Here is a 20,685-nt window from a genome sequence, read left to right as displayed (position 1 = left end):
GTAGAGTAACATGGCAAAAGAATTTCTAATCGAGCTAGGTACAGAAGAGCTACCACCAACGCAACTTCGTACTCTAGCTGAAGCATTTGCAGCAAACTTCGAAGCAGAACTAAAAGGCGCTGAGCTTGCTCACGAAGGCGTAAAATGGTTCGCGGCACCTCGTCGTCTTGCACTAAAAGTCGCAGCATTGGCAGAAAGCCAATCAGACAAAGTAGTTGAAAAACGTGGTCCTGCGGTTTCTGCAGCATTTGACGCGGAAGGCAACCCAACAAAAGCAGCTCAAGGCTGGGCACGCGGTTGTGGCATCACGGTTGACCAAGCAGAGCGCATGGTTACAGACAAAGGTGAATGGCTACTGTTCAAACAAGAAGTCAAAGGCCAGCCAACGTCTGAGATCGTAGTTGAACTTGCAGCGAAAGCACTAGCAAACCTACCTATCGCAAAACCAATGCGCTGGGGTAACAAAACGACTCAATTTATCCGTCCAGTTAAGACGCTAACCATGCTAATGGGCAGCGACCTAATCGAAGGCGAGATACTTGGTGTCGCTTCAGGCCGCACTATCCGTGGTCACCGCTTCATGGGTGAAAAAGAGTTCACTATCGATTCTGCTGAGCAATACCCTGCGATCCTAGAAGAGCGCGGTAAAGTAATGGCAGATTACGAAGCGCGTAAAGCAATCATCCTAGCTGACGCACAAAAAGCGGCAGCAGCGGTTGGCGGTATCGCTGATCTAGAAGATGACCTAGTAGAAGAAGTAACGTCTCTGGTTGAATGGCCAGTGGTACTAACAGCGAAGTTTGAAGAAGAATTCCTAAAAGTGCCTTCTGAAGCGTTGGTTTACACCATGAAAGGTGACCAAAAATACTTCCCTGTTTATGACGAAAACAAGAAGCTACTACCAAACTTCATCTTCGTATCGAACATCGAATCAAAAGAGCCTCGTTACGTAATCGAAGGTAACGAGAAAGTGGTTCGTCCTCGTCTTGCTGACGCAGAGTTCTTCTTCAACACAGACCGTAAGCGTCCGCTTATCGACCGTCTGCCTGAGCTAGAACAAGCGATCTTCCAAAAGCAACTGGGTACGATCAAAGACAAAACAGACCGCATCACAGAACTTGCTGGCTACATTGCTGAGCAAATCGGTGCTGACGTTGAGAAATCTAAGCGTGCTGGTCTACTAGCAAAATGTGACCTAATGACTTCAATGGTATTCGAATTTACGGATACTCAAGGTGTCATGGGTATGCACTACGCTCGCCACGACGGTGAAGCAGAAGAAGTTGCAGTCGCACTGAACGAACAATACATGCCTCGTTTCGCAGGTGATGAACTGCCATCAAACGGCGTTTCAACTGCAGTTGCAATGGCAGACAAGCTAGACACTATCGTAGGTATCTTCGGTATTGGTCAAGCGCCTAAAGGTTCTGACCCATTCGCACTACGTCGCGCATCTCTAGGTGTACTACGTATCATCGTTGAATACGGCTACAACCTAGATCTTGTTGACCTAGTAGCGAAAGCGAAGTCACTGTTTGGTGACCGCCTAACCAACGACAACGTTGAACAAGACGTGATTGAGTTCATGCTTGGTCGTTTCCGTGCTTGGTACCAAGACGAAGGCTTCAGCGTAGACATCATTCAAGCGGTACTAGCGCGTCGCCCGACGAAACCAGCAGACTTCGACCAACGTGTTAAAGCGGTTTCTCACTTCCGTGAACTAGAAGCAGCAGAGTCTCTAGCAGCAGCGAACAAACGTGTAGGTAATATCCTAGCGAAGTTCGACGGCGAACTAGCAGAAGAAATTGACCTAGCACTTCTACAAGAAGACGCAGAGAAAGCGCTAGCAGAAAGCGTTGAAGTAATGACTGAAGCACTAGAGCCTGCATTTGCAACCGGTAACTACCAAGAAGCCCTAAGCAAGCTAGCTGACCTACGTGAACCAGTGGATGCGTTCTTCGATAACGTAATGGTAATGGCAGACGACGAAGCACTTAAGAAGAACCGTCTGACACTGCTAAACAACCTGCGTAACCTGTTCCTACAGATCGCAGACATTTCTTTGCTTCAAAAGTAATTCATTACTCTTCGAAGTGATTAAGAGATAAGTAAAAGGGAAGCGTCAGCTTCCCTTTTTTGTTGCCTTCAAACGGAGATAACCGGTTCTTATTATTCATTTTGTGAACAAGGCAAAAATTTGTAGGGTGAGACGCGTTGAACTTGTTGGTGCAGAGCTCGGATTGTAGAGGCACAGTTTTGCTATAACTGGGTTGTTTATTCGGGGGAAGGACACAATGAAAAAAACAATTCTCGCACTCTCTATCGGCCTACTGAGCGCCTGCAGCCAAATTCCAGAAAATGCCATCGTATTAAGCGTTGGAGACGATACTGCCGTCTTCGAACCAAACTCAGACGGTTTACTCGTCGCAGAGCAAAAACTAGAAAAAGGCAACTACACCTTTACCATTGCCGACAGCAAACAAACCTGTGGCAACAGCTTTGCGCTAGCGGAAGAAAGCCGCATCAAATTCAATACACCATTAAAAATGGATAACTGCGCAACCGACACATCTATGCCGCTGCGCATTTTCAAAGCCAATACCTACCTCTTCACGCTCAATCCAGACACCAATGAGCTAACCGTTAAAATCAAACCAAAACAGAGTCAGGACATCACCTATTCTTGCCCTGTTGCAACCGACACAGCTAAAACCATCAACGTAGCCCAAACCTTTACTGATGGCACTGTTGTTCGTGACGCCTTAACCGGGCAAGAAACCACCGTCGCCAATGGCAGCGTCACCATGCAGCCGGGCCCTATGAGCCAAGGTCTATTGCTGCTAGAAGAAGTTGAACAGCAAGCCGATAAACCGTTCAGCTGGGATAACGCGACGGTGTACTTCGTCATGACCGACCGCTTCTACAATGGCAACCCAGACAACGACAACAGCTACGGTCGCAGCAAAGACGGAAAATACGAGATTGGCACCTTCCACGGTGGTGACTTAGCGGGTCTGACGAAAAAACTCGATTACATCGAATCCCTCGGTGTGAATGCCATCTGGATAACCTCACCACTGGAACAAATCCACGGCTGGGTTGGCGGCGGCGATAAAGGCGACTTTAAACACTACGGCTATCACGGCTACTACCACCAAGATTGGACCAAGCTTGATGCCAACATGGGTACCGAAGATGAGCTGAGAACCTTCGTCGATACCGCCCACAAGAAAGGTATCCGCGTGATTTGGGATGTGGTCATGAACCACACTGGCTACGCCACATTAGCCGACATGCAAGAATTTGGATTTGGTCAGCTTTACCTTGATGACCAAGAAGCCAAAGAAGTCCTTGGTGAAAAATGGACCGACTGGCAGCCAAAATCAGGACAAAGCTGGCACAGCTTCAACGACTACATCAAATACGGTGATAGTGAAGCGTGGGAAAAATGGTGGGGCAAAGATTGGATTCGCACCGACATTGGCGATTACGATGCGCCGGGATACAACGACATCACCATGTCTTTGAACTACCTACCGGATCTCAAAACCGAATCGACGCAGAAAACCGGACTACCAAACTTCTTCCGCAATAAAAACACCAATGCGCAAGATGAGTTGAAAACCCCACGAGAACATCTGATCACATGGCTATCGGATTGGGTACGTGATTACGGCATTGATGGCTTCCGCGTCGATACCGCCAAACACGTTGAGATGGAAGCGTGGGCAGAGCTTAAAGCAAGAACCACTCAAGCCCTCGCCGAATGGAAACAAAACCACCCCGACAAAGCACTAGACGATCTGCCATTTTGGATGACCGGCGAAGTGTGGGCACACAGCGTGGTGAAGAGCCCGTATTTCGATAACGGCTTCGATTCGATCATCAACTTCGAGTTCCAATCTGACGTGGCACCAAAAGCGCTAAAGTGTTTCGCTCAACTTGATAATGATTACCGCCGCTATGCAGAGCGTATTAACTCCGATCCTGAATTCAACGTGTTGAGTTACCTGTCTTCGCACGATACTCAACTGTTTTGGTCGGCACGCAGCCGCAGCTTTGATGACCAAGCTCGCGCCGCCAATGCGTTAATGCTGGCACCGGGTGCAGTACAAATCTACTACGGCGATGAGATTGCCCGTGACTTTGGCGTGACTGGATCCGATCCGACCCAAGGTACACGTTCCGACATGCCATGGGACAAGATTCATGGCGAGCGTGAAGACTTACTACAACATTGGCAGAAATTGGGCGAATTCCGTCAACGCCACCCAGCGGTTGCTCAAGGTAAGCACATCACTCGTAATCAAGAAGGCTACTACGCATTCGAACGCCAATACCAAGACGACAAAGTACTGATTGTTTACACTGGCGAATAACCGACTCACTCCACCAGCAAGGGAAGCATTTCGCTTCCCTTTTTTAATTCCAAATCCTCTCCATCTGGTCTGATGACAAACTTTTTTCTTCTTCGAGTAAATTCACACTTTGCGTCGTAATAACATTAGGGTAAGGTCAAGTATTACTCTATAAGCTGATGTTTCGTCAGCAATCAAGACACATAAAGCAATCACAATGAATTAGGTATATGTAGGCATGCAGTTCTCAAAGTTTGGTGAAAAATTTAATCAGTATTCAGGTATTACGCAGTTAATGGACGATTTGAATGATGGCCTACGCACGCCAGGTGCCATCATGCTCGGTGGGGGTAACCCGGCCGCCATTCCTGCCATGCTCGATTACTTTCACCAAGCCAGTGAAGAAATGCTCGCCAGTGGCGAACTCGTCGCCGCGCTCACTAATTATGATGGCCCTCAGGGTAAAGACGTGTTCGTCAAAGCGCTCGCACAGCTGTTTCGTGAAACATACGGCTGGGACATCAATGAAAAGAATATTAGCCTAACGAATGGCAGCCAAAGCGGGTTCTTCTACCTATTTAATTTGTTTGCTGGTCAGCAGCCAGATGGTTCGCACAAAAAAGTCCTGTTGCCTATCGCACCGGAATACATTGGCTACGGTGATGCAGGTATCGATGAAGACATTTTTGTTTCGTACCATCCAGAAATAGAGCTACTCGACAACGGCCTATTCAAATATCACGTTGATTTTGAAAAGCTCACCGTCGATGACTCCGTCGCAGCAATTTGTGCATCTCGCCCAACCAACCCAACAGGTAACGTACTGACTGACGAAGAAGTGCGTAAACTGGACAAATTGGCGCGCGAGAACAACATCCCACTGATCATCGACAATGCGTACGGCTTGCCGTTCCCGAACATCATTTTTGAAGATGTCGAACCGTTCTGGAATGAAAACACCATCCTGTGCATGAGCTTATCTAAACTTGGCTTACCGGGTGTGCGATGTGGGATTGTGATTGCGAGTGAAGAAATCACCCAAGCACTCACCAATATGAATGGCATCATCAGCTTAGCGCCAGGCAGTGTTGGCCCAGCATTGGCAAACCACATCATCGCTAAAGGCGATCTACTCAAACTGAGTTCAGAGGTGATTAAGCCGTTCTACAAGCAGAAATCACAACGCGCGGTTGAACTGCTACAACAGGCGATTACCGATGAGAGATTCCGTATCCACAAACCTGAGGGGGCGATCTTCTTGTGGTTATGGTTTGATGAGTTGCCAATTACGACAATGGAGTTGTACCAACGCTTGAAAGCGCGTGGCGTATTGATTGTTCCGGGGGAGTACTTCTTTATTGGTCAGAAAGATGAGTGGGACCATGCTCATCAGTGCTTACGCATGAACTACGTTCAAGACGATGAGATGATGCAGAAAGGTATCGCGATTATCGCGGAAGAAGTCGAAAAGGCTTACCTACAAAGTCAGTAAAGCAAACTCCCGCATCAAAGACACAAATTAAAAAGAGCGCCAACTGGCGCTCTTTCTCACTCTATAGGGCAAATAACTTGCTGATTAGTTGCTTTCTAGCAGGTTGTTGCCACCGATAGCAATTTTACGTGGTTGCATTGCTTCTGGAATTTCACGAACTAAGTCAATGTGTAGTAGGCCGTTTTCCATTGAAGCGCCAGTCACTTTTACATAGTCCGCTAATTGGAACTTACGTTCAAAATCGCGCTCTGCAATGCCTTGGTACACGTAGTTTTTGCCTTCTTCTGCTTTACGCTCGCCCTTCACGATCAACATGTTTTCATTTTGAGTTAGATCGAGTTGGTCTTCAGAGAAACCAGCAACTGCCATAGTAATACGGTAGTTGTGCTCATCTTTTTGCTCGATGTTGTACGGAGGGTAACCGCCAGAAGTATTTTTCGCTGTATTTGCTTCCATCAGGTTTAGCAGACGATCAAAGCCAATTGCATTACGGTATAGTGGTGAGAAATCTACGTTACGCATAAATCTATCCTCTTAATTAAGCAATAGTCTTAGTTCGGATGAACTTCATCCTCTACTGGCGTGTTTATGCAAAAACCGACGCCGAACTAAGAGATTCTTATCATTCCACTGGCCTTGGTTTGGCTCGGAGACATGATATTGAATCTAAAGGTTTAAGTTGTGTGCTAAAACACCATATCCTCTTTTGAGCGATCTCGTTTTAGCGATTCCAGAGGGCTGGTCTTCTAGTCTCTAGCAAGCCAGTCATCCTCTTCACAACTAGATATAAGGTCATCAAAAATCGCTTTCAAGGGACAAAATGAAAAAAATTTCAACGCGCCTATTAAAGACCTCAAATTAAGCTCGCTTTTCCTACGCGACAACAATACAAAGCCCACCTCTTACGGCGGGCTTATAAGCCGCAATTTTTATTTCCGAGATGGTTTACGCGCTTTCACCATCCCTTGCTCGGCCGCTTTTTCTTGCTTCAACTTACGTTTTTCTTTCAAGCTTAACTGGGGTTGCTTCTTGTCTTTTTTACTCATGACTTCACCTCTATTTTACTGACATAACATACAGCTACACACCAGATGCGGTGTCGGTGGCTGTGATTGATGAATGATTTCGGTAATCACAAAGCAGCGGCGCTGGTTGAATATCTCGAGTTCTAAGACCTCATCCTGAGAACGTCCCAACAATCGGGAACCTAAGTACGAATCAACAGCTAGCATCCCCGCAAGAGGTTGGCTCTTACGTGAATCAACTAACGTCATGCGATATTGATAGGAGCGGTCAAGATCCACTAAGCGAACGGTGTCGCCAATCGCAATTCGGGCTAAGTTGCGACACTGGGTTTGCTGTTCGTAGGCTTCAAACAGCGACAGTAATCTTAGTGGTGATTGATAGGTTAAAAAGCGACTGGTTAACCACCAAGTTCGCAGCGCTAAGCAGTACGCAGTGAACCAGCGTTCAAACATGATATTTTCCTTCTTAATGCCTTGTCTTACAGATAATTGCAGTGCATTGAACCGGAAGTGCGTCACCTCCGGCTTAGTTCAGGAAAATCGTCACCATGTTTTCTAACCTCGTATGATTGGAAAGCTCTACAGCACTATAGCGAGCAGGAAAAAGAAAGCAAAAGCACTCAAGCGAACAAAATGGCAAGAAAAACAGAAAAGGGAAACAAAATGGTGCCGCTACTCAAGCCTCTGGCAGTTAGTAGCAGAAAAGCCAAAGTCTTGGCATAAAGTGGTGATTTTCATACCACCAAGAAACAAAAAAGCAGCGATGGCTCGCTGCTTTTTTCTATCCAAAAACGCTTGTCGCTACACGTCTAGGTTTGCAACCTTCAGTGCGTTCTCTTCGATGAAGTGACGACGAGGTTCAACTTGGTCACCCATTAGCGTTGTAAACAATTGGTCTGCGCCTACCGCATCTTCAATCGTTACTTGCATCATGCGACGCGTCTCTGGGTCCATTGTGGTTTCCCAAAGCTGATCTGGGTTCATCTCACCTAGACCTTTGTAACGCTGACGGCTTAGACCACGCATCGATTCTTTAACCAACCACTCAAGTGCTTCAGCAAAGCTTGATACTGGCAGAGTACGTTCACCACGTTTGATGTACGCGCCCTCTTCTAGAAGACCGTCTAGGACTTCAGAAAGGTCCGCCAGCTTGCCGTATTCTTTTGAGTTTAGGAAATCAACACTTAGCGCGTGCTCGTGAGTCACACCGTGTGTACGAACGATGATCTTCGGCAGGCTCAAACCAAGCTCTGCGTGCAGCTCCACTTCGTAGCTGTATTGGCTTGCACCCACTTCTTTCGCGTTTAGTTGCTCAACAAGTTGTTTTGTCCAAGCTTCTACTGCTGCTGCATCATGACACTGCTCAGCCGTTAGACGAGATGTGTAGATAAGCTCATGCACTAAGGCGCGAGGGTAACGACGGCTCATACGATCAGCAAGCTTGATACCTGCATTGTATTGTTGAACCAGTTTTTCTAGCGCTTCGCCAGCTAGAGCTGGAGCTTCTGCGTTTACGTGCAGTGATGCGTTGTCCAATGCCAATGATACTTGGTACTGGTTCATCGCTTCTTCATCTTTGATGTACTGCTCTTGTTTGCCCTTCTTCACTTTGTATAGTGGTGGCTGAGCGATGTACACGTAACCACGCTCGATAAGCTCTGGCATTTGACGGTAGAAGAAAGTCAACAATAGCGTACGGATGTGCGAACCATCGACGTCAGCATCGGTCATGATGATGATGTTGTGGTAACGCAGCTTGTCCGGGTTGTACTCGTCACGACCAATACCACAGCCAAGTGCTGTAATAAGCGTTGCAACTTCTTGCGAAGACAACATCTTGTCGAAACGTGCTTTTTCTACGTTCAGGATCTTACCTTTCAGCGGTAGGATTGCCTGATTCTTACGGTTACGACCCTGCTTAGCTGAACCACCCGCAGAGTCACCCTCCACAATATATAGTTCAGAGAGTGCCGGATCTTTTTCCTGACAGTCTGCAAGTTTGCCTGGTAGGCCTGCTAGGTCTAGCGCACCTTTACGACGAGTCATTTCACGCGCTTTACGTGCAGCTTCACGTGCACGTGCTGCATCGATGATTTTCGAGCAAACCATCTTCGCTTCGCTTGGGTTTTCGACCAAGAACTCAGATAGCTTCTCACCCATCGCCGATTCAACCGCTGATTTCACTTCAGAAGAAACCAGTTTGTCTTTAGTTTGGCTCGAGAATTTTGGATCAGGCACTTTTACTGAAACAACGGCTGTCAAACCTTCACGCGCATCGTCACCTGACGTTGCCGTTTTCGCTTTCTTCGAGAAGCCTTCTTTATCCATAAAGCTGTTTAGCGTACGTGTTAGTGCCGCACGGAAACCAGCAAGGTGAGTACCACCATCGCGCTGTGGAATGTTGTTGGTGAAACAGAAGATGTTCTCTTGGAAACCATCGTTCCACTGCATTGCCACTTCTACCGAAATGCCGTCTTCACGTTCTAAGTCGAAGTGGAAGATTTTCTCGATGATTGGTGTTTTGTTGGTGTTTAAGTGCTGAACGAACGCTTGAATACCACCTTCATACATGAAGTGGTCTTGCTTGTCCGCTTCGCGCTCATCAATAAGCTTGATAGAAACGCCTGAGTTCAAGAACGATAGCTCACGCAGACGTTTTGCTAGGATGTCGTAATGGAATTCAGTGTTAGAGAAAGTTTCTGCACTTGGCCAGAAACGAATTTGTGTACCGGTTTTATCCGTATCACCCACAACCGCTAGAGGCGCTTCAGGCTCACCATGACGGTAAGTTTGCGTGTGGATATGACCGCCACGATGGATGGTTAGTACCACTTTTTCTGACAGTGCGTTTACTACCGAAACACCCACGCCGTGAAGACCGCCTGATACTTTGTACGAGTTATCATCGAACTTACCACCAGCGTGCAGTACGGTCATGATAACTTCTGCTGCTGATACTTTTTCTTCTGGGTGCATTTCTGTTGGAATGCCACGACCATCATCGCTAACGGAAACCGAGTTGTCCTCATGAATTGTCACAACGATGTCTTTACAGTGACCTGCCAACGCTTCATCAATTGAGTTATCCACCACCTCGAAAACCATGTGGTGAAGGCCGGTGCCGTCGTCCGTGTCCCCGATGTACATACCTGGACGCTTACGTACCGCATCCAGACCCTTCAGTACCTTAATACTCGATGAATCGTAATTTTCAGACATGAGTTTCTCTCTTCTAGTTTGACTCTATCCTGCCATGTTCCACATGAAACAATTTGCCATTATCGTCGAGCATGTCGGCGATTTGGTTTTCAGTGATAGAGCTTACAAATACTTGTGCGCCTGTCTCTTTCAAGCAATCAGCAAGACGCTTGCGACGTTGGCTATCTAATTCCGACGCAAAGTCGTCAATTAGGTAAATGCATTGTTTACCGGTCATCGCTGTAAGATGTTGCCCTTGCGCCACACGCAATGCACACACCATCAGCTTTAACTGACCGCGTGACAGAACATCCTCAACGGGCGTTCCATTCACTTTAATGCGCAAATCAGCTTTATTCGGGCCACTAAAGGTGTACCCCAAAGACTGATCACGCTCGAAATTCTTTTCTAGTATTTCTTGGTATGGAGTGTCTTTATCCCAACCACGATAATACTTCAATTGGATCTCAAATTCTGGCAAAAATGTCTGACAGATCGTTTCTGCGACGGTTTTCATCTGTTCAATGTACAGTGACCGCCACTGGCTGATGTTTTCCGCCAAACGCGCCATCTCTTGATCCCAATAACTGAGCTCACGATAGCTACTCGCGGTCTTCAACAACGCGTTTCTCTGTTTGTTGAGACGCTTAAAACGACCCCATGCATCATAAAATGCAGGCTCGGTATGAAACACGCCCCAATCGATGAATGCACGGCGATGTTTTGGACCATCCGTCAGTAAATCAAACCCTTCTGGATGTATCAACTGCAGCGGTAACACTTGCGCCAATTGCGCCAATTTTTGCCCAGATTGACCGCCTATTTTAACCTCTGTCGAGCCATCGCGCTGCTTATTAATGCCGATAGGTAGCTCAAATTGATCCGAGTTCAAAAAACGACCATGAACAAACAGTTCATCACACTCATTTTGAATCACACGACCAGTGAGAGAGCTTTTGAATGAGCGACCATGCCCGAGTAAATAAATCGCTTCTAGGACACTGGTTTTGCCACTACCGTTCGGTCCAATAAGAAAGTTAAAGCCTGCTGATAACTGAATATCACAGGCTTTAATGTTGCGAAACTGCTGAATGATGAGACGAGAAAGAGGCATTCAGTTGGCTTATAGACGAATTGGCATCACCACGTACATGGCACTGTCATCGTCGGCATTTTCAATCAATGCACTGGCATTGGCATCCGACATCGACACTTGTACCTTCTCGCAACGTAGCGTGTTCAGCACATCCAACACGTAGCTAACGTTGAAGCCGATTTCGATTGGGTCACCTTCAAAGGTCACATCCAGCATCTCTTCAGCTTCTTCCTGCTCTGGGTTGTTTGCCGTAATGCGCATTTCGCTGCCCGCTAAGTTAACACGCACACCACGGAACTTTTCGTTAGAAAGAATCGCAGCACGCGAGAACGCTTGGCGCAATTCATCACAACTTGCGATCAGTGTTTTGTTGGTATGTTGCGGTAATACGCGGCGATAGTCAGGGAAACGGCCATCAACCAGTTTAGACGTGAAGATAAAGTTGTTCACTTCTGCACGCACGTTTGAGCTGCCAATTTGCAAAACGACAGGTTGCTCTGGCGCATCCATCAGCTTAACCAATTCCTGCACTCCTTTGCGTGGCACGATGATTTGCTTTTGGGCGAAGTCAGCACCTAGTTGAGTTTGCGATACTGCCATACGGTGACCGTCGGTCGCCACACTACGCAGTGTCGTGCCATCGATTTCAAACAACATACCGTTGAGGTAGTAACGTACGTCTTGGTTTGCCATCGAGAACTGAGTTTTGTCGATAAGCGTACGCAGGTCCGCTTGGCTCAGTGATACTTCAACTTCACTTTGCCAATCTTCAATGTTCGGGAAGTCATTCGCTGGTAGCGTTGCCAGTGAGAAACGGCTGCGACCAGAACGAACTTGCACGCGATCGCCTTCTAACACAAAAGTTATGATCGCATCGTCTGGTAAGCCACGGCAAATATCGAGAAACTTACGCGAAGGAACGGTAATGCTACCCGCTTCGAAATCCCCTTCTAGAGTCACTTTGCTCACCAATTCCACTTCTAGGTCAGTCGCGGTCATTGATAGCACGTTCTCTTCTACTTTAATCAGTAGGTTGCCCAAAATAGGCAGGGTTGGTCGGCCACCCAAAGCGCCCGAAACCTGTTGTAGCGGTTTGATTAAATGACTACGTTCAATAGTAAATTTCATGCTTGGCTCTTTACGCTGTCAGCTCAAAAATTGATTTGCTTAGAATACCGTTATTCTAACCGATTAAGAAGACAGGGTGCGAATCAAGTTCGAGTAATCTTCCTTAATATCGTGGCTCTCTTCTCGCAGCTGCTCAATCTTGCGACATGCATGCAAAACGGTCGTATGGTCTCGGCCACCAAACGCATCACCGATTTCTGGCAAGCTGTGGTTAGTTAGCTCTTTAGCCAGTGCCATCGCCAATTGACGAGGACGTGCAACGGAGCGAGAACGACGTTTAGACAGCAGATCCGCCACTTTGATTTTGTAGTACTCAGCAACCGTCTTTTGAATGTTGTCAATGGTCACCAACTTCTCTTGCAGCGCCAGCAGATCGCGCAGCGCTTCGCGAACGAAGTCGATGGTGATTGGGCGGCCAGTAAAGTTCGCGTTGGCAATGACTCGGTTCAACGCGCCTTCTAACTCACGAACGTTGGAACGCAGACGTTTTGCAATAAAGAACGCAACTTCGTCAGCCAAATGAATTTGATGGTCTTCAGCTTTCTTCATCAAGATCGCCACACGCGTCTCTAGCTCAGGCGGCTCGATCGCAACCGTTAGACCCCAACCAAAGCGCGATTTCAGACGATCCTCTACCCCGCTGATCTCTTTTGGATAACGGTCAGAAGTTAGGATGATCTGTTGGTTACCTTCCAACAATGCGTTGAAGGTATGGAAGAATTCTTCTTGTGAGCGCTCTTTGTTGGCAAAGAATTGGATGTCATCGATAAGGAGTGCATCCACACTGCGGTAGTAGCGCTTGAATTCTTCAATCGCATTGTTTTGCAGTGCTTTTACCATGTCTTGCACGAAACGCTCAGAGTGCATGTACACCACTTTCGCGTTCGGGTTGTTATCCACAATCGCGTTACCCACAGCGTGAAGCAAGTGAGTTTTACCTAGACCAGTACCACCGTAAAGGAACAGTGGGTTGTAGGCAGCTCCTGGGTTATCCGATACCTGACGCGCCGCAGCCAAACCCAGTTGGTTCGATTTACCTTCTACGAAGTTGTCGAACTTATGTTTTGGGTTCATGTTTGAGCGGTGATTGATCGCTGCAATCGCTTGAGGGTCGTCATCCCATGTTTTGTGCACAGGTTTACGTGCTTGCAACTGCGCAGGCGCTGAAGATTCCGCAGCCACATCCGCCGGCGTACGTGTCGGTGCAGGCTTAGGCGCAGAAACTGGGCGACTGCCCACTTCAAAGCGTAAATTCGGGATGTCGTTACCACAGTATTCCTGCAGTAAACGAGTAATGCTGTTCAGATACTTATCACGCACCCAATCCAACACAAAGCGGTTTGGCGCGAATAGAGTGAGAGTATTGTCATTGAGCTCCGCTTGTAACGGACGAACCCACATACTGAATTCTGTAGCTGGTAGCTCTTCTTGAAGCTGCTGCAAACATTGCAGCCAAAGCGAAGATGACACGGTGCCCCCACTGAGTAATTGAATTATCGGAAAAGACTGGCAATTTTACCTGTTGATAACCAAGATCGCCAGCAATTGATCGACGATCAAGTGAATAAGATCTAAGTTATTCACAATTATTTCGCCAAACTTGGTGAGATCAACACACCTTGCCCCAAAATTGCCCACACATTGATCCACATTTGGGCAAATTTAGCGAGATCGACAGATTGGTGATAACTCTGTGTATTATTTTCTTTCCAGCGCCTCTTTTTTCGATCCTTTCGCTTTGATTCGATCGTTTTTCCATCGCCTCCTTGCCAAATTGTCTATTATCTAAACCAAATGAGAACTTATTACTCTCTGGTCTAGGTTATTGCTCTTGGTTATTTATTTAATTGAGCTAACTAACAGTAGTATTTCCAACTATAAAAATATGGAGATGTATTATGAAAAACTGGGTTAAGGTTGCCGTTGCAGCCATCGCACTATCTGCCGCGACAGTTCAAGCGGCAGTCGACACTGCCGCAACTGAAGTCAAGGTGGGCATGTCTGGCCGTTACTTCCCATTCACTTTCGTGAAGCAAGACAAGCTACAAGGCTTTGAGGTGGATATGTGGGATGAGATCGGTAAGCGTAACGACTACAAGATCGAATACGTGACGTCGAACTTCTCAGGTTTGTTTGGTCTTTTAGAAACTGGCCGCATCGATACAATCTCAAACCAAATCACCATGACAGATGAGCGCAAAGCGAAATACCTGTTTGCAGACCCTTATGTGATCGACGGCGCGCAAATCACGGTACGTAAAGGCAACGACAGCATCAAAGGTGTAGACGATCTAGCAGGCAAAACCGTTGCGGTTAACCTAGGTTCTAACTTTGAGCAGTTACTACGCCAATACGACAAAGATGGCAAAATCAACATCAAAACTTACGACACTGGTATCGAGCATGATGTTGCGCTTGGCCGTGCAGACGCTTTCGTGATGGACCGTTTGTCCGCGCTAGAACTGATCAAGAAAACAGGTCTGCCACTGGAACTGGCTGGTGAACCGTTTGAAACCATTCAAAACGCATGGCCTTTCGTCAACAATGAAAAAGGTCAGAAGCTACAAGCGGAAGTGAATAAAGCACTAGCAGAGATGCGTGCAGATGGTACAGTAGAAAAGATTTCAGTGAAGTGGTTTGGTGCTGACATCACGAAGTAATGCTACTTTGCTTTCGAGAATGCGAACAATCGCAACTCTCGACCTAAAATAAACTCATGTGAAGGTGGAACATTGTTTTCCACCTTTTCTTTTCTCTAGCCTTTAGGTAAGCCGTATGGGATTTGATTTTAATTACATGTTGGAACTGCTGCCGATATTGCTCAAATATCTTGGCACAACCATGGAAATGGCCACATGGGGCTTGGTCTTTTCACTGATTTTAGCCGTCATTTTGGCGAACATTCGCGTATTTAAGCTGCCAGTTCTCGACCAATTGAGTCAACTGTACATCAGCTTCTTCCGTGGTACCCCACTGTTAGTACAACTTTTCCTGCTTTATTACGGCTTGCCACAAATCTTCCCTGTGATGGTGGGTATCGATGCATTTTCTGCCGCAGTGATTGGTTTAACGTTGCACTTTGCCGCTTATATGGCCGAGAGTATTCGTGCTGCAATCATCGGTATTGATCGTAGCCAAATGGAAGCGAGCCTATCGGTCGGCATGACAACGCCACAAGCGATGCGTCGCGTGATTCTGCCACAAGCAACACGAGTAGCACTGCCCTCATTGATGAACTACTTCATTGATATGATTAAGTCGACTTCCCTAGCCTTTACGCTTGGCGTGGCAGAAATCATGGCTAAAGCTCAGATGGAAGCCTCTTCAAGCTTTCGTTTCTTTGAAGCATTCCTAGCCGTTGCTCTGATTTACTGGGGCGTGGTGGTGATTCTGACTCGAGTACAAATTTGGGCTGAAGCGAAACTGAATAAGGCGTACGTACGATGATCAAATTAGAAAATATCCACAAGCGCTTTGGCGATACTGAAGTCCTGAAAGGCATTGATCTCGATATCAAACAGGGTGAGATCATCGTGATTATCGGCTCTAGCGGTACGGGTAAGTCGACCCTGTTGCGCACCGTTAACTTCCTTGAGCAGGCCGACGAAGGTCGTATCACTATCGACGACATCTCTGTCGATACACAAAAGCACACGAAAGCCGAAGTCTTGGCGCTGCGTCGCCGTACTGGGTTTGTTTTCCAAAACTATGCCCTTTTTGCGCACATGACGGCTCGCCAGAATATTGCCGAAGGTTTGATTACCGTGCGTGGCTGGAAGAAACAGGAAGCTCTGACTCGTGCACAGCAGATTCTGGATGATATTGGCCTTGGCGAGAAAGGTGACAGCTATCCGGCAGCTCTATCTGGTGGCCAGCAGCAGCGTGTCGGCATCGGCCGCGCTATGGCGTTACAGCCAGAACTGTTACTTTTTGATGAGCCAACTTCCGCGCTGGATCCGGAATGGGTCGGTGAAGTTCTCTCATTAATGAAGAAGTTAGCCAATCAGCATCAAACCATGCTGGTGGTAACACACGAGATGCAATTTGCTAAAGAAGTCGCCGATCGGGTGATCTTTATGGCGGAAGGCAACATCGTCGAACAAGGTTCTCCACAGGATATTTTCGATAATCCACAAGATCCTCGTTTGAAAAAATTCCTTAACCAAGTAGGAATAGAGTAACGATCAAGCAACAGGATCGATTGATCCTTGAGATTTTACTCACACTACGTATAATCGCCCGGCCGGAATTTCGTACTCATTGAGTCATTGACACATTATGTGAGTGTGATTACAATTCCGCCTCTTTGTTGAGAGGCGTCGGTTGTTCTTCTCTATATAAAGAGCTTCTTTATAAAGAAAACAGATGCCCACGCCGGGTTTAACAAGAACCTAAAACTACTGATCAGTAAAGGTAATTATCATGAAACGCACTTTTCAACCTACAGTTCTAAAGCGCAAGCGTACTCACGGCTTCCGTGCTCGCATGGCAACTAAGAACGGTCGTAAAGTTATCAACGCACGTCGTGCAAAAGGCCGTGCGCGCCTATCAAAATAATCGCTAGTTTATTTTGAACACGTACGCGTTTAATCGGGAGTTACGCTTGTTAACTCCCGAGCATTATCAAAACGTCTTCCAGCAAGCTCACCGAGCTGGCTCGCCTCATTTCACCATCATTGCTCGCAATAACAAACTTTCTCATCCACGATTAGGTTTAGCTGTTCCGAAAAAGCAAATCAAAACTGCTGTCGGTCGTAACCGCTTTAAGCGTTTGGCTCGTGAAAGCTTTCGTAACTCTCAACATCAACTTCCAAACAAAGATTTTGTTGTGATCGCGAAGAAAAGCGCGCAAGATTTAAGCAATGAGGAAATTTTTAAGTTGTTTGATAAGCTATGGCAACGCCTGTCTCGCCCTTCACGTGGATAGCCATTGGGCTCGTTTATCTTTATCGCTGGTTTATCAGCCCTCTGATTGGTCCTCGTTGCCGGTTCACACCAACTTGTTCCACTTACGCGCTAGAAGCTTTGAGAGCTCACGGTTTTGTAAAAGGATGTTGGTTATCAGGCAAACGTCTATTAAAATGCCACCCTTTGAATGAAGGGGGGTATGACCCCGTTCCACCAGTCCAAAAACAAGACAGAGATAACTAACGATGGATTCTCAACGTAATATCCTGCTCATCGCTCTGGCACTGGTTTCTTTCTTGCTATTTCAACAATGGCAAGTCGCAAAGAATCCAGCACCTCAAGCGGTTGAACAGGCTCAATCAAGCAGCACTCTACCTGCACCATCTTTTGCTGATGAGCTGGACCCAGTTCCTGGTCAACAGCAAGCTTCTGCAAAAACTATCACAGTAACGACTGATGTTTTAACTCTGTCGATCGACACCATTGGTGGCGATGTGGTACATGCCGACCTAAACCAATACTCTGCTGAACTTGATTCATCAGACCCATTCGTTCTGCTAAAAGACACACAAGGTCATCAATTCATCGCACAAAGCGGTCTTGTTGGTCCTCAAGGTATCGATCTAAGCAGCTCTAACCGTCCTCACTACAATGTGAGCGCAGACAGCTTCACTCTAGCTGACGGTCAAGACGAACTACGCGTTCCGATGACATTTACTGCAAACGGTATCGAATACACAAAAACTTACGTATTAAAACGCGGCAGCTACGCGCTGAACGTTGAATACGATGTAGCGAACAACTCTGGTAACAACGCAACCTTCGGTATGTACGCACACCTACGTCAAAACCTAATGGACGCTGGTGGTAGCATCACAATGCCAACCTACCGTGGCGGTGCTTACTCGACTGAAGATACTCGTTACAAAAAATACAGCTTTGAAGATATGCAGGATCGTAACCTGTCTATCAACCTAGCAGATGGCCAAGGTTGGGCAGCAATGATCCAACACTACTTCGCAGCTGCTTGGATCCCTCGTAACGAACCAGGTACTAACCTTTACACTCGCGTAATTGGCAACCTAGGCGATATCGGCGTACGTATGCCGAACAAAACGATCGCGACGGGTGACCAAGCGAAGTTTGAAGCAACACTTTGGGTTGGTCCTAAGCTACAACAAGAAATGGCAGCAGTGGCACCAAACCTAGACCTAGTAGTGGACTACGGCTGGCTATGGTTCATCGCTAAACCACTTCACTCACTGCTTGCTTTCATCCAAAGCTTCGTCGGTAACTGGGGTGTGGCAATCATCTGTTTGACCTTCATCGTTCGTGGTGCAATGTACCCACTAACGAAAGCGCAATACACATCTATGGCGAAAATGCGCATGCTACAGCCTAAGCTGCAAGCTATGCGTGAGCGTATTGGCGACGACCGTCAACGCATGAGCCAAGAGATGATGGAACTGTACAAGAAAGAGAAAGTAAACCCACTGGGTGGCTGTCTTCCTCTTGTTCTACAGATGCCTATCTTCATCGCACTATACTGGGCGCTAATGGAATCGGTTGAGCTTCGTCACTCTCCATTCTTCGGTTGGATTCATGACCTTTCAGCGCAGGACCCTTACTACATCCTGCCACTACTGATGGGTGCTTCAATGTTCCTAATCCAGAAGATGAGCCCAACAACCGTAACGGATCCAATGCAGCAGAAGATCATGACCTTCATGCCGGTTATGTTTACCTTCTTCTTCTTGTTCTTCCCATCAGGCCTAGTTCTGTACTGGTTGGTGTCGAACATCGTTACTCTGATCCAGCAAACCTTGATTTACAAAGCGCTGGAGAAAAAAGGCTTACACACTAAGTAACCTTTTAACAAAAGAATAAGAAAGGCGGCCAAAAGGTCGCCTTTTTGTTTTTGGCTGATTACAATTCAGCTAATTAATAGTGATGGCTCCACCGAGCCCAGCTCAAAAGGCAAGATTATGACTACAGATACGATTGTCGCTCAAGCTACTGCACCAGGTCGTGGTGGTGTCGGCATTATTCGTGTTTCAGGCCCTAAGGCCAACCAAGTGGCATTGGAAGTCACAGGGAAAACTCTAAAACCGCGTTACGCTGAATACCTGCCGTTTCAAGCCGAAGATGGCACGGTGCTCGACCAAGGCATTGCACTGTACTTCCCTAACCCGCACTCGTTCACGGGCGAAGACGTATTAGAACTGCAAGGTCACGGTGGCCCTGTGGTCATGGATATGCTGATTAAACGTATTCTGGGCATAGCTGGCGTACGAGCAGCCCGTCCTGGTGAGTTCTCGGAACGTGCGTTCTTGAACGACAAGATGGATTTGACTCAGGCAGAAGCGATTGCCGACCTGATTGATGCTAGCTCTGAAGAAGCGGCGAAATCGGCGCTACAATCGCTACAAGGCCAGTTCTCGCAGCGCATTCAAACGCTGGTGGAATCACTGATTCATCTTCGCATCTATGTGGAAGCGGCCATCGACTTCCCTGAAGAAGAAATCGATTTTCTTGCCGATGGTAAAGTTGCAGGAGATCTGCAAGCTATCATCGATAACCTCGATGCGGTACGCAAAGAAGCGAACCAAGGCGCGATCATGCGCGAAGGCATGAAAGTCGTGATTGCTGGTCGTCCAAATGCGGGTAAATCAAGCCTACTGAACGCGCTGTCGGGCAAAGAGTCCGCAATCGTAACAGACATAGCAGGTACCACGCGTGACGTGCTGCGTGAGCACATCCATATCGACGGTATGCCTTTGCACATCATCGATACTGCTGGCTTGCGTGACGCTTCTGATGAAGTCGAAAAAATCGGTATCGAACGCGCTTGGGATGAAATCGCGCAAGCCGACCGCGTATTGTTTATGGTGGATGGCACGACGACCGACGCCACCGATCCAAAAGAAATTTGGCCCGATTTTGTCGATCGCCTGCCAGAAAGCATTGGCATGACGGTGATCCGCAACAAAGCGGATCAAACAGGTGAAGATATGGGGATCTGTCATGTGAACGATCCCACTTTGATTCGTCTTTCAGCAAAAACCGGGGCGGGTGTCGATGCGCTGCGTAACCACCTAAAAGAGTGCATGGGTTTCTCAGGTAATACTGAGGGTGGCTTTATGGCGCGCCGTCGTCACTTGGACGCACTAGAACGCGCAGCCCAGCATCTGCAAATCGGCCAAGAGCAGCTTGAAGGCTATATGGCAGGTGAAATCCTTGCCGAAGAGCTACGCATTACTCAGCAGCACTTGAATGAGATAACCGGGGAGTTCAGCTCTGACGACCTACTCGGTCGTATCTTCTCTTCATTCTGTATCGGGAAGTAAAGTGGGCAAATAACGGAAAACAACAGCAAGCAACGGTAGATAACACACTGATTTTATTAGATCGTCATTTGCCGTTTGTTTCCATCCGTTGCCGTTAATTGCCAAATCTAGTCCCCAGTTGGTCCCCTATGAC

17 protein-coding genes are annotated in these 20,685 nt (G+C 47.3%); 11 read left to right on the top strand and 6 right to left on the bottom strand.

Annotated elements, in window-relative coordinates:
- Window positions 1-10: 10 nt before the first annotated feature.
- The 3 genes from glyS (at window position 11) to ACF8OV_RS13280 (ending at window position 5,850) form a co-directional block, all read left to right on the top strand.
- Window positions 11-2,077 carry a glycine--tRNA ligase subunit beta gene (glyS, locus tag ACF8OV_RS13290; protein WP_140307228.1) on the top strand — a complete coding sequence of 689 codons (2,067 nt, stop codon included), beginning with the start codon at window positions 11-13 and terminating at the stop codon, window positions 2,075-2,077.
- A 217-nt stretch (window positions 2,078-2,294) separates the two neighbouring features.
- Window positions 2,295-4,379 (top strand): alpha-amylase, encoded by a 2,085-nt coding sequence (locus ACF8OV_RS13285; protein ID WP_203505178.1) that lies wholly within the window; start codon window positions 2,295-2,297, stop codon window positions 4,377-4,379.
- A 217-nt stretch (window positions 4,380-4,596) separates the two neighbouring features.
- The gene (locus tag ACF8OV_RS13280) at window positions 4,597-5,850 is read left to right on the top strand and encodes a valine--pyruvate transaminase (RefSeq protein WP_203505180.1); all 1,254 of its coding nucleotides are present in this window, start codon (window positions 4,597-4,599) and stop codon (window positions 5,848-5,850) included.
- An 84-nt stretch (window positions 5,851-5,934) separates the two neighbouring features.
- On the opposite strand, the gene ACF8OV_RS13275 is transcribed toward ACF8OV_RS13280, so the two are convergent.
- The 6 genes from ACF8OV_RS13275 to dnaA all read right to left on the bottom strand — a co-directional run bounded on the left by ACF8OV_RS13275 (window position 5,935) and on the right by dnaA (window position 13,767).
- Complete coding sequence (locus ACF8OV_RS13275) at window positions 5,935-6,372, bottom strand: Hsp20 family protein (protein WP_005458680.1); 438 nt, start codon at window positions 6,370-6,372, stop codon at window positions 5,935-5,937.
- Window positions 6,373-6,911: 539 nt separating this feature from the next.
- On the bottom strand, window positions 6,912-7,328 hold the full coding sequence (locus ACF8OV_RS13270) for a GreA/GreB family elongation factor (protein ID WP_005486183.1): 417 nt from the start codon (window positions 7,326-7,328) through the stop codon (window positions 6,912-6,914).
- Window positions 7,329-7,676: 348 nt separating this feature from the next.
- Entirely contained in the window at window positions 7,677-10,094 is a 2,418-nt protein-coding gene (gyrB, locus tag ACF8OV_RS13265) for a DNA topoisomerase (ATP-hydrolyzing) subunit B (protein WP_005458663.1), read from the bottom strand.
- Between the two features lie 13 nt (window positions 10,095-10,107).
- Window positions 10,108-11,187: a DNA replication/repair protein RecF gene (gene recF, locus ACF8OV_RS13260; RefSeq protein ID WP_005458661.1), complete on the bottom strand. Its 1,080-nt coding sequence runs from the start codon at window positions 11,185-11,187 to the stop codon at window positions 10,108-10,110.
- A gap of 9 nt (window positions 11,188-11,196) precedes the next feature.
- Window positions 11,197-12,297 (bottom strand): DNA polymerase III subunit beta, encoded by a 1,101-nt coding sequence (gene dnaN, locus ACF8OV_RS13255; RefSeq protein ID WP_005486165.1) that lies wholly within the window; start codon window positions 12,295-12,297, stop codon window positions 11,197-11,199.
- A gap of 63 nt (window positions 12,298-12,360) precedes the next feature.
- Window positions 12,361-13,767 carry a chromosomal replication initiator protein DnaA gene (dnaA, locus tag ACF8OV_RS13250; protein WP_005488867.1) on the bottom strand — a complete coding sequence of 469 codons (1,407 nt, stop codon included), beginning with the start codon at window positions 13,765-13,767 and terminating at the stop codon, window positions 12,361-12,363.
- 428 nt (window positions 13,768-14,195) lie between these two features.
- Here dnaA and ACF8OV_RS13245 point away from each other — a divergent pair, with 428 nt between their 5' ends.
- The 8 genes from ACF8OV_RS13245 to mnmE all read left to right on the top strand — a co-directional run bounded on the left by ACF8OV_RS13245 (window position 14,196) and on the right by mnmE (window position 20,552).
- Window positions 14,196-14,957 (top strand): amino acid ABC transporter substrate-binding protein, encoded by a 762-nt coding sequence (locus ACF8OV_RS13245; protein WP_020904417.1) that lies wholly within the window; start codon window positions 14,196-14,198, stop codon window positions 14,955-14,957.
- A gap of 115 nt (window positions 14,958-15,072) precedes the next feature.
- Window positions 15,073-15,744, top strand: a complete 672-nt coding sequence (locus ACF8OV_RS13240) for an amino acid ABC transporter permease (protein WP_005497519.1) — start codon at window positions 15,073-15,075, stop codon at window positions 15,742-15,744.
- A complete protein-coding gene (locus ACF8OV_RS13235) occupies window positions 15,741-16,478 on the top strand; it encodes an amino acid ABC transporter ATP-binding protein (protein WP_005481188.1) in 738 nt (245 codons plus the stop codon). Before ACF8OV_RS13240 ends, ACF8OV_RS13235 begins: the two co-directional genes overlap by 4 nt.
- 241 nt (window positions 16,479-16,719) lie before the next feature.
- The gene (gene rpmH, locus ACF8OV_RS13230; protein ID WP_005378825.1) at window positions 16,720-16,854 is read left to right on the top strand and encodes a 50S ribosomal protein L34; all 135 of its coding nucleotides are present in this window, start codon (window positions 16,720-16,722) and stop codon (window positions 16,852-16,854) included.
- Between the two features lie 46 nt (window positions 16,855-16,900).
- On the top strand, window positions 16,901-17,224 hold the full coding sequence (rnpA, locus tag ACF8OV_RS13225) for a ribonuclease P protein component (protein ID WP_015296021.1): 324 nt from the start codon (window positions 16,901-16,903) through the stop codon (window positions 17,222-17,224).
- Complete coding sequence (gene yidD / locus ACF8OV_RS13220; protein ID WP_005378822.1) at window positions 17,191-17,448, top strand: membrane protein insertion efficiency factor YidD; 258 nt, start codon at window positions 17,191-17,193, stop codon at window positions 17,446-17,448. Before rnpA ends, yidD begins: the two co-directional genes overlap by 34 nt.
- Window positions 17,449-17,450: 2 nt before the next feature.
- Window positions 17,451-19,073: a membrane protein insertase YidC gene (gene yidC, locus ACF8OV_RS13215; RefSeq protein ID WP_020904418.1), complete on the top strand. Its 1,623-nt coding sequence runs from the start codon at window positions 17,451-17,453 to the stop codon at window positions 19,071-19,073.
- Window positions 19,074-19,190: 117 nt separating this feature from the next.
- Window positions 19,191-20,552, top strand: a complete 1,362-nt coding sequence (gene mnmE, locus ACF8OV_RS13210) for a tRNA uridine-5-carboxymethylaminomethyl(34) synthesis GTPase MnmE (protein ID WP_005458483.1) — start codon at window positions 19,191-19,193, stop codon at window positions 20,550-20,552.
- Window positions 20,553-20,685 lie beyond the last annotated feature (133 nt).

Origin of the sequence: Vibrio sp. GLN_1, from assembly GCF_043106015.1 — a bacterium.
Classification (GTDB): Bacteria; Pseudomonadota; Gammaproteobacteria; order Enterobacterales; family Vibrionaceae; genus Vibrio; species Vibrio parahaemolyticus.
Note: the sequence above shows the minus strand (reverse complement) of the source record. Positions and strands in the feature narration are given on the sequence as shown.

Excerpts from the sequence above, each read along its gene's own strand:
- ACF8OV_RS13235 (WP_005481188.1), top strand. The coding sequence starts at position 15,741 with ATGATCAAATTAGAAAATATCCACAAGCGCTTTGGCGATACTGAAGTC.
- ACF8OV_RS13245 (WP_020904417.1), top strand. The coding sequence starts at position 14,196 with ATGAAAAACTGGGTTAAGGTTGCCGTTGCAGCCATCGCACTATCTGCC.
- ACF8OV_RS13240 (WP_005497519.1), top strand. The coding sequence starts at position 15,073 with ATGGGATTTGATTTTAATTACATGTTGGAACTGCTGCCGATATTGCTC.
- mnmE (WP_005458483.1), top strand. The coding sequence starts at position 19,191 with ATGACTACAGATACGATTGTCGCTCAAGCTACTGCACCAGGTCGTGGT.
- glyS (WP_140307228.1), top strand. The coding sequence starts at position 11 with ATGGCAAAAGAATTTCTAATCGAGCTAGGTACAGAAGAGCTACCACCA.
- ACF8OV_RS13285 (WP_203505178.1), top strand. The coding sequence starts at position 2,295 with ATGAAAAAAACAATTCTCGCACTCTCTATCGGCCTACTGAGCGCCTGC.
- rpmH (WP_005378825.1), top strand. The coding sequence starts at position 16,720 with ATGAAACGCACTTTTCAACCTACAGTTCTAAAGCGCAAGCGTACTCAC.
- ACF8OV_RS13270 (WP_005486183.1), bottom strand. The coding sequence starts at position 7,328 with ATGTTTGAACGCTGGTTCACTGCGTACTGCTTAGCGCTGCGAACTTGG.
- recF (WP_005458661.1), bottom strand. The coding sequence starts at position 11,187 with ATGCCTCTTTCTCGTCTCATCATTCAGCAGTTTCGCAACATTAAAGCC.
- ACF8OV_RS13275 (WP_005458680.1), bottom strand. The coding sequence starts at position 6,372 with ATGCGTAACGTAGATTTCTCACCACTATACCGTAATGCAATTGGCTTT.
- yidD (WP_005378822.1), top strand. The coding sequence starts at position 17,191 with ATGGCAACGCCTGTCTCGCCCTTCACGTGGATAGCCATTGGGCTCGTT.
- ACF8OV_RS13280 (WP_203505180.1), top strand. The coding sequence starts at position 4,597 with ATGCAGTTCTCAAAGTTTGGTGAAAAATTTAATCAGTATTCAGGTATT.
- gyrB (WP_005458663.1), bottom strand. The coding sequence starts at position 10,094 with ATGTCTGAAAATTACGATTCATCGAGTATTAAGGTACTGAAGGGTCTG.
- dnaN (WP_005486165.1), bottom strand. The coding sequence starts at position 12,297 with ATGAAATTTACTATTGAACGTAGTCATTTAATCAAACCGCTACAACAG.
- yidC (WP_020904418.1), top strand. The coding sequence starts at position 17,451 with ATGGATTCTCAACGTAATATCCTGCTCATCGCTCTGGCACTGGTTTCT.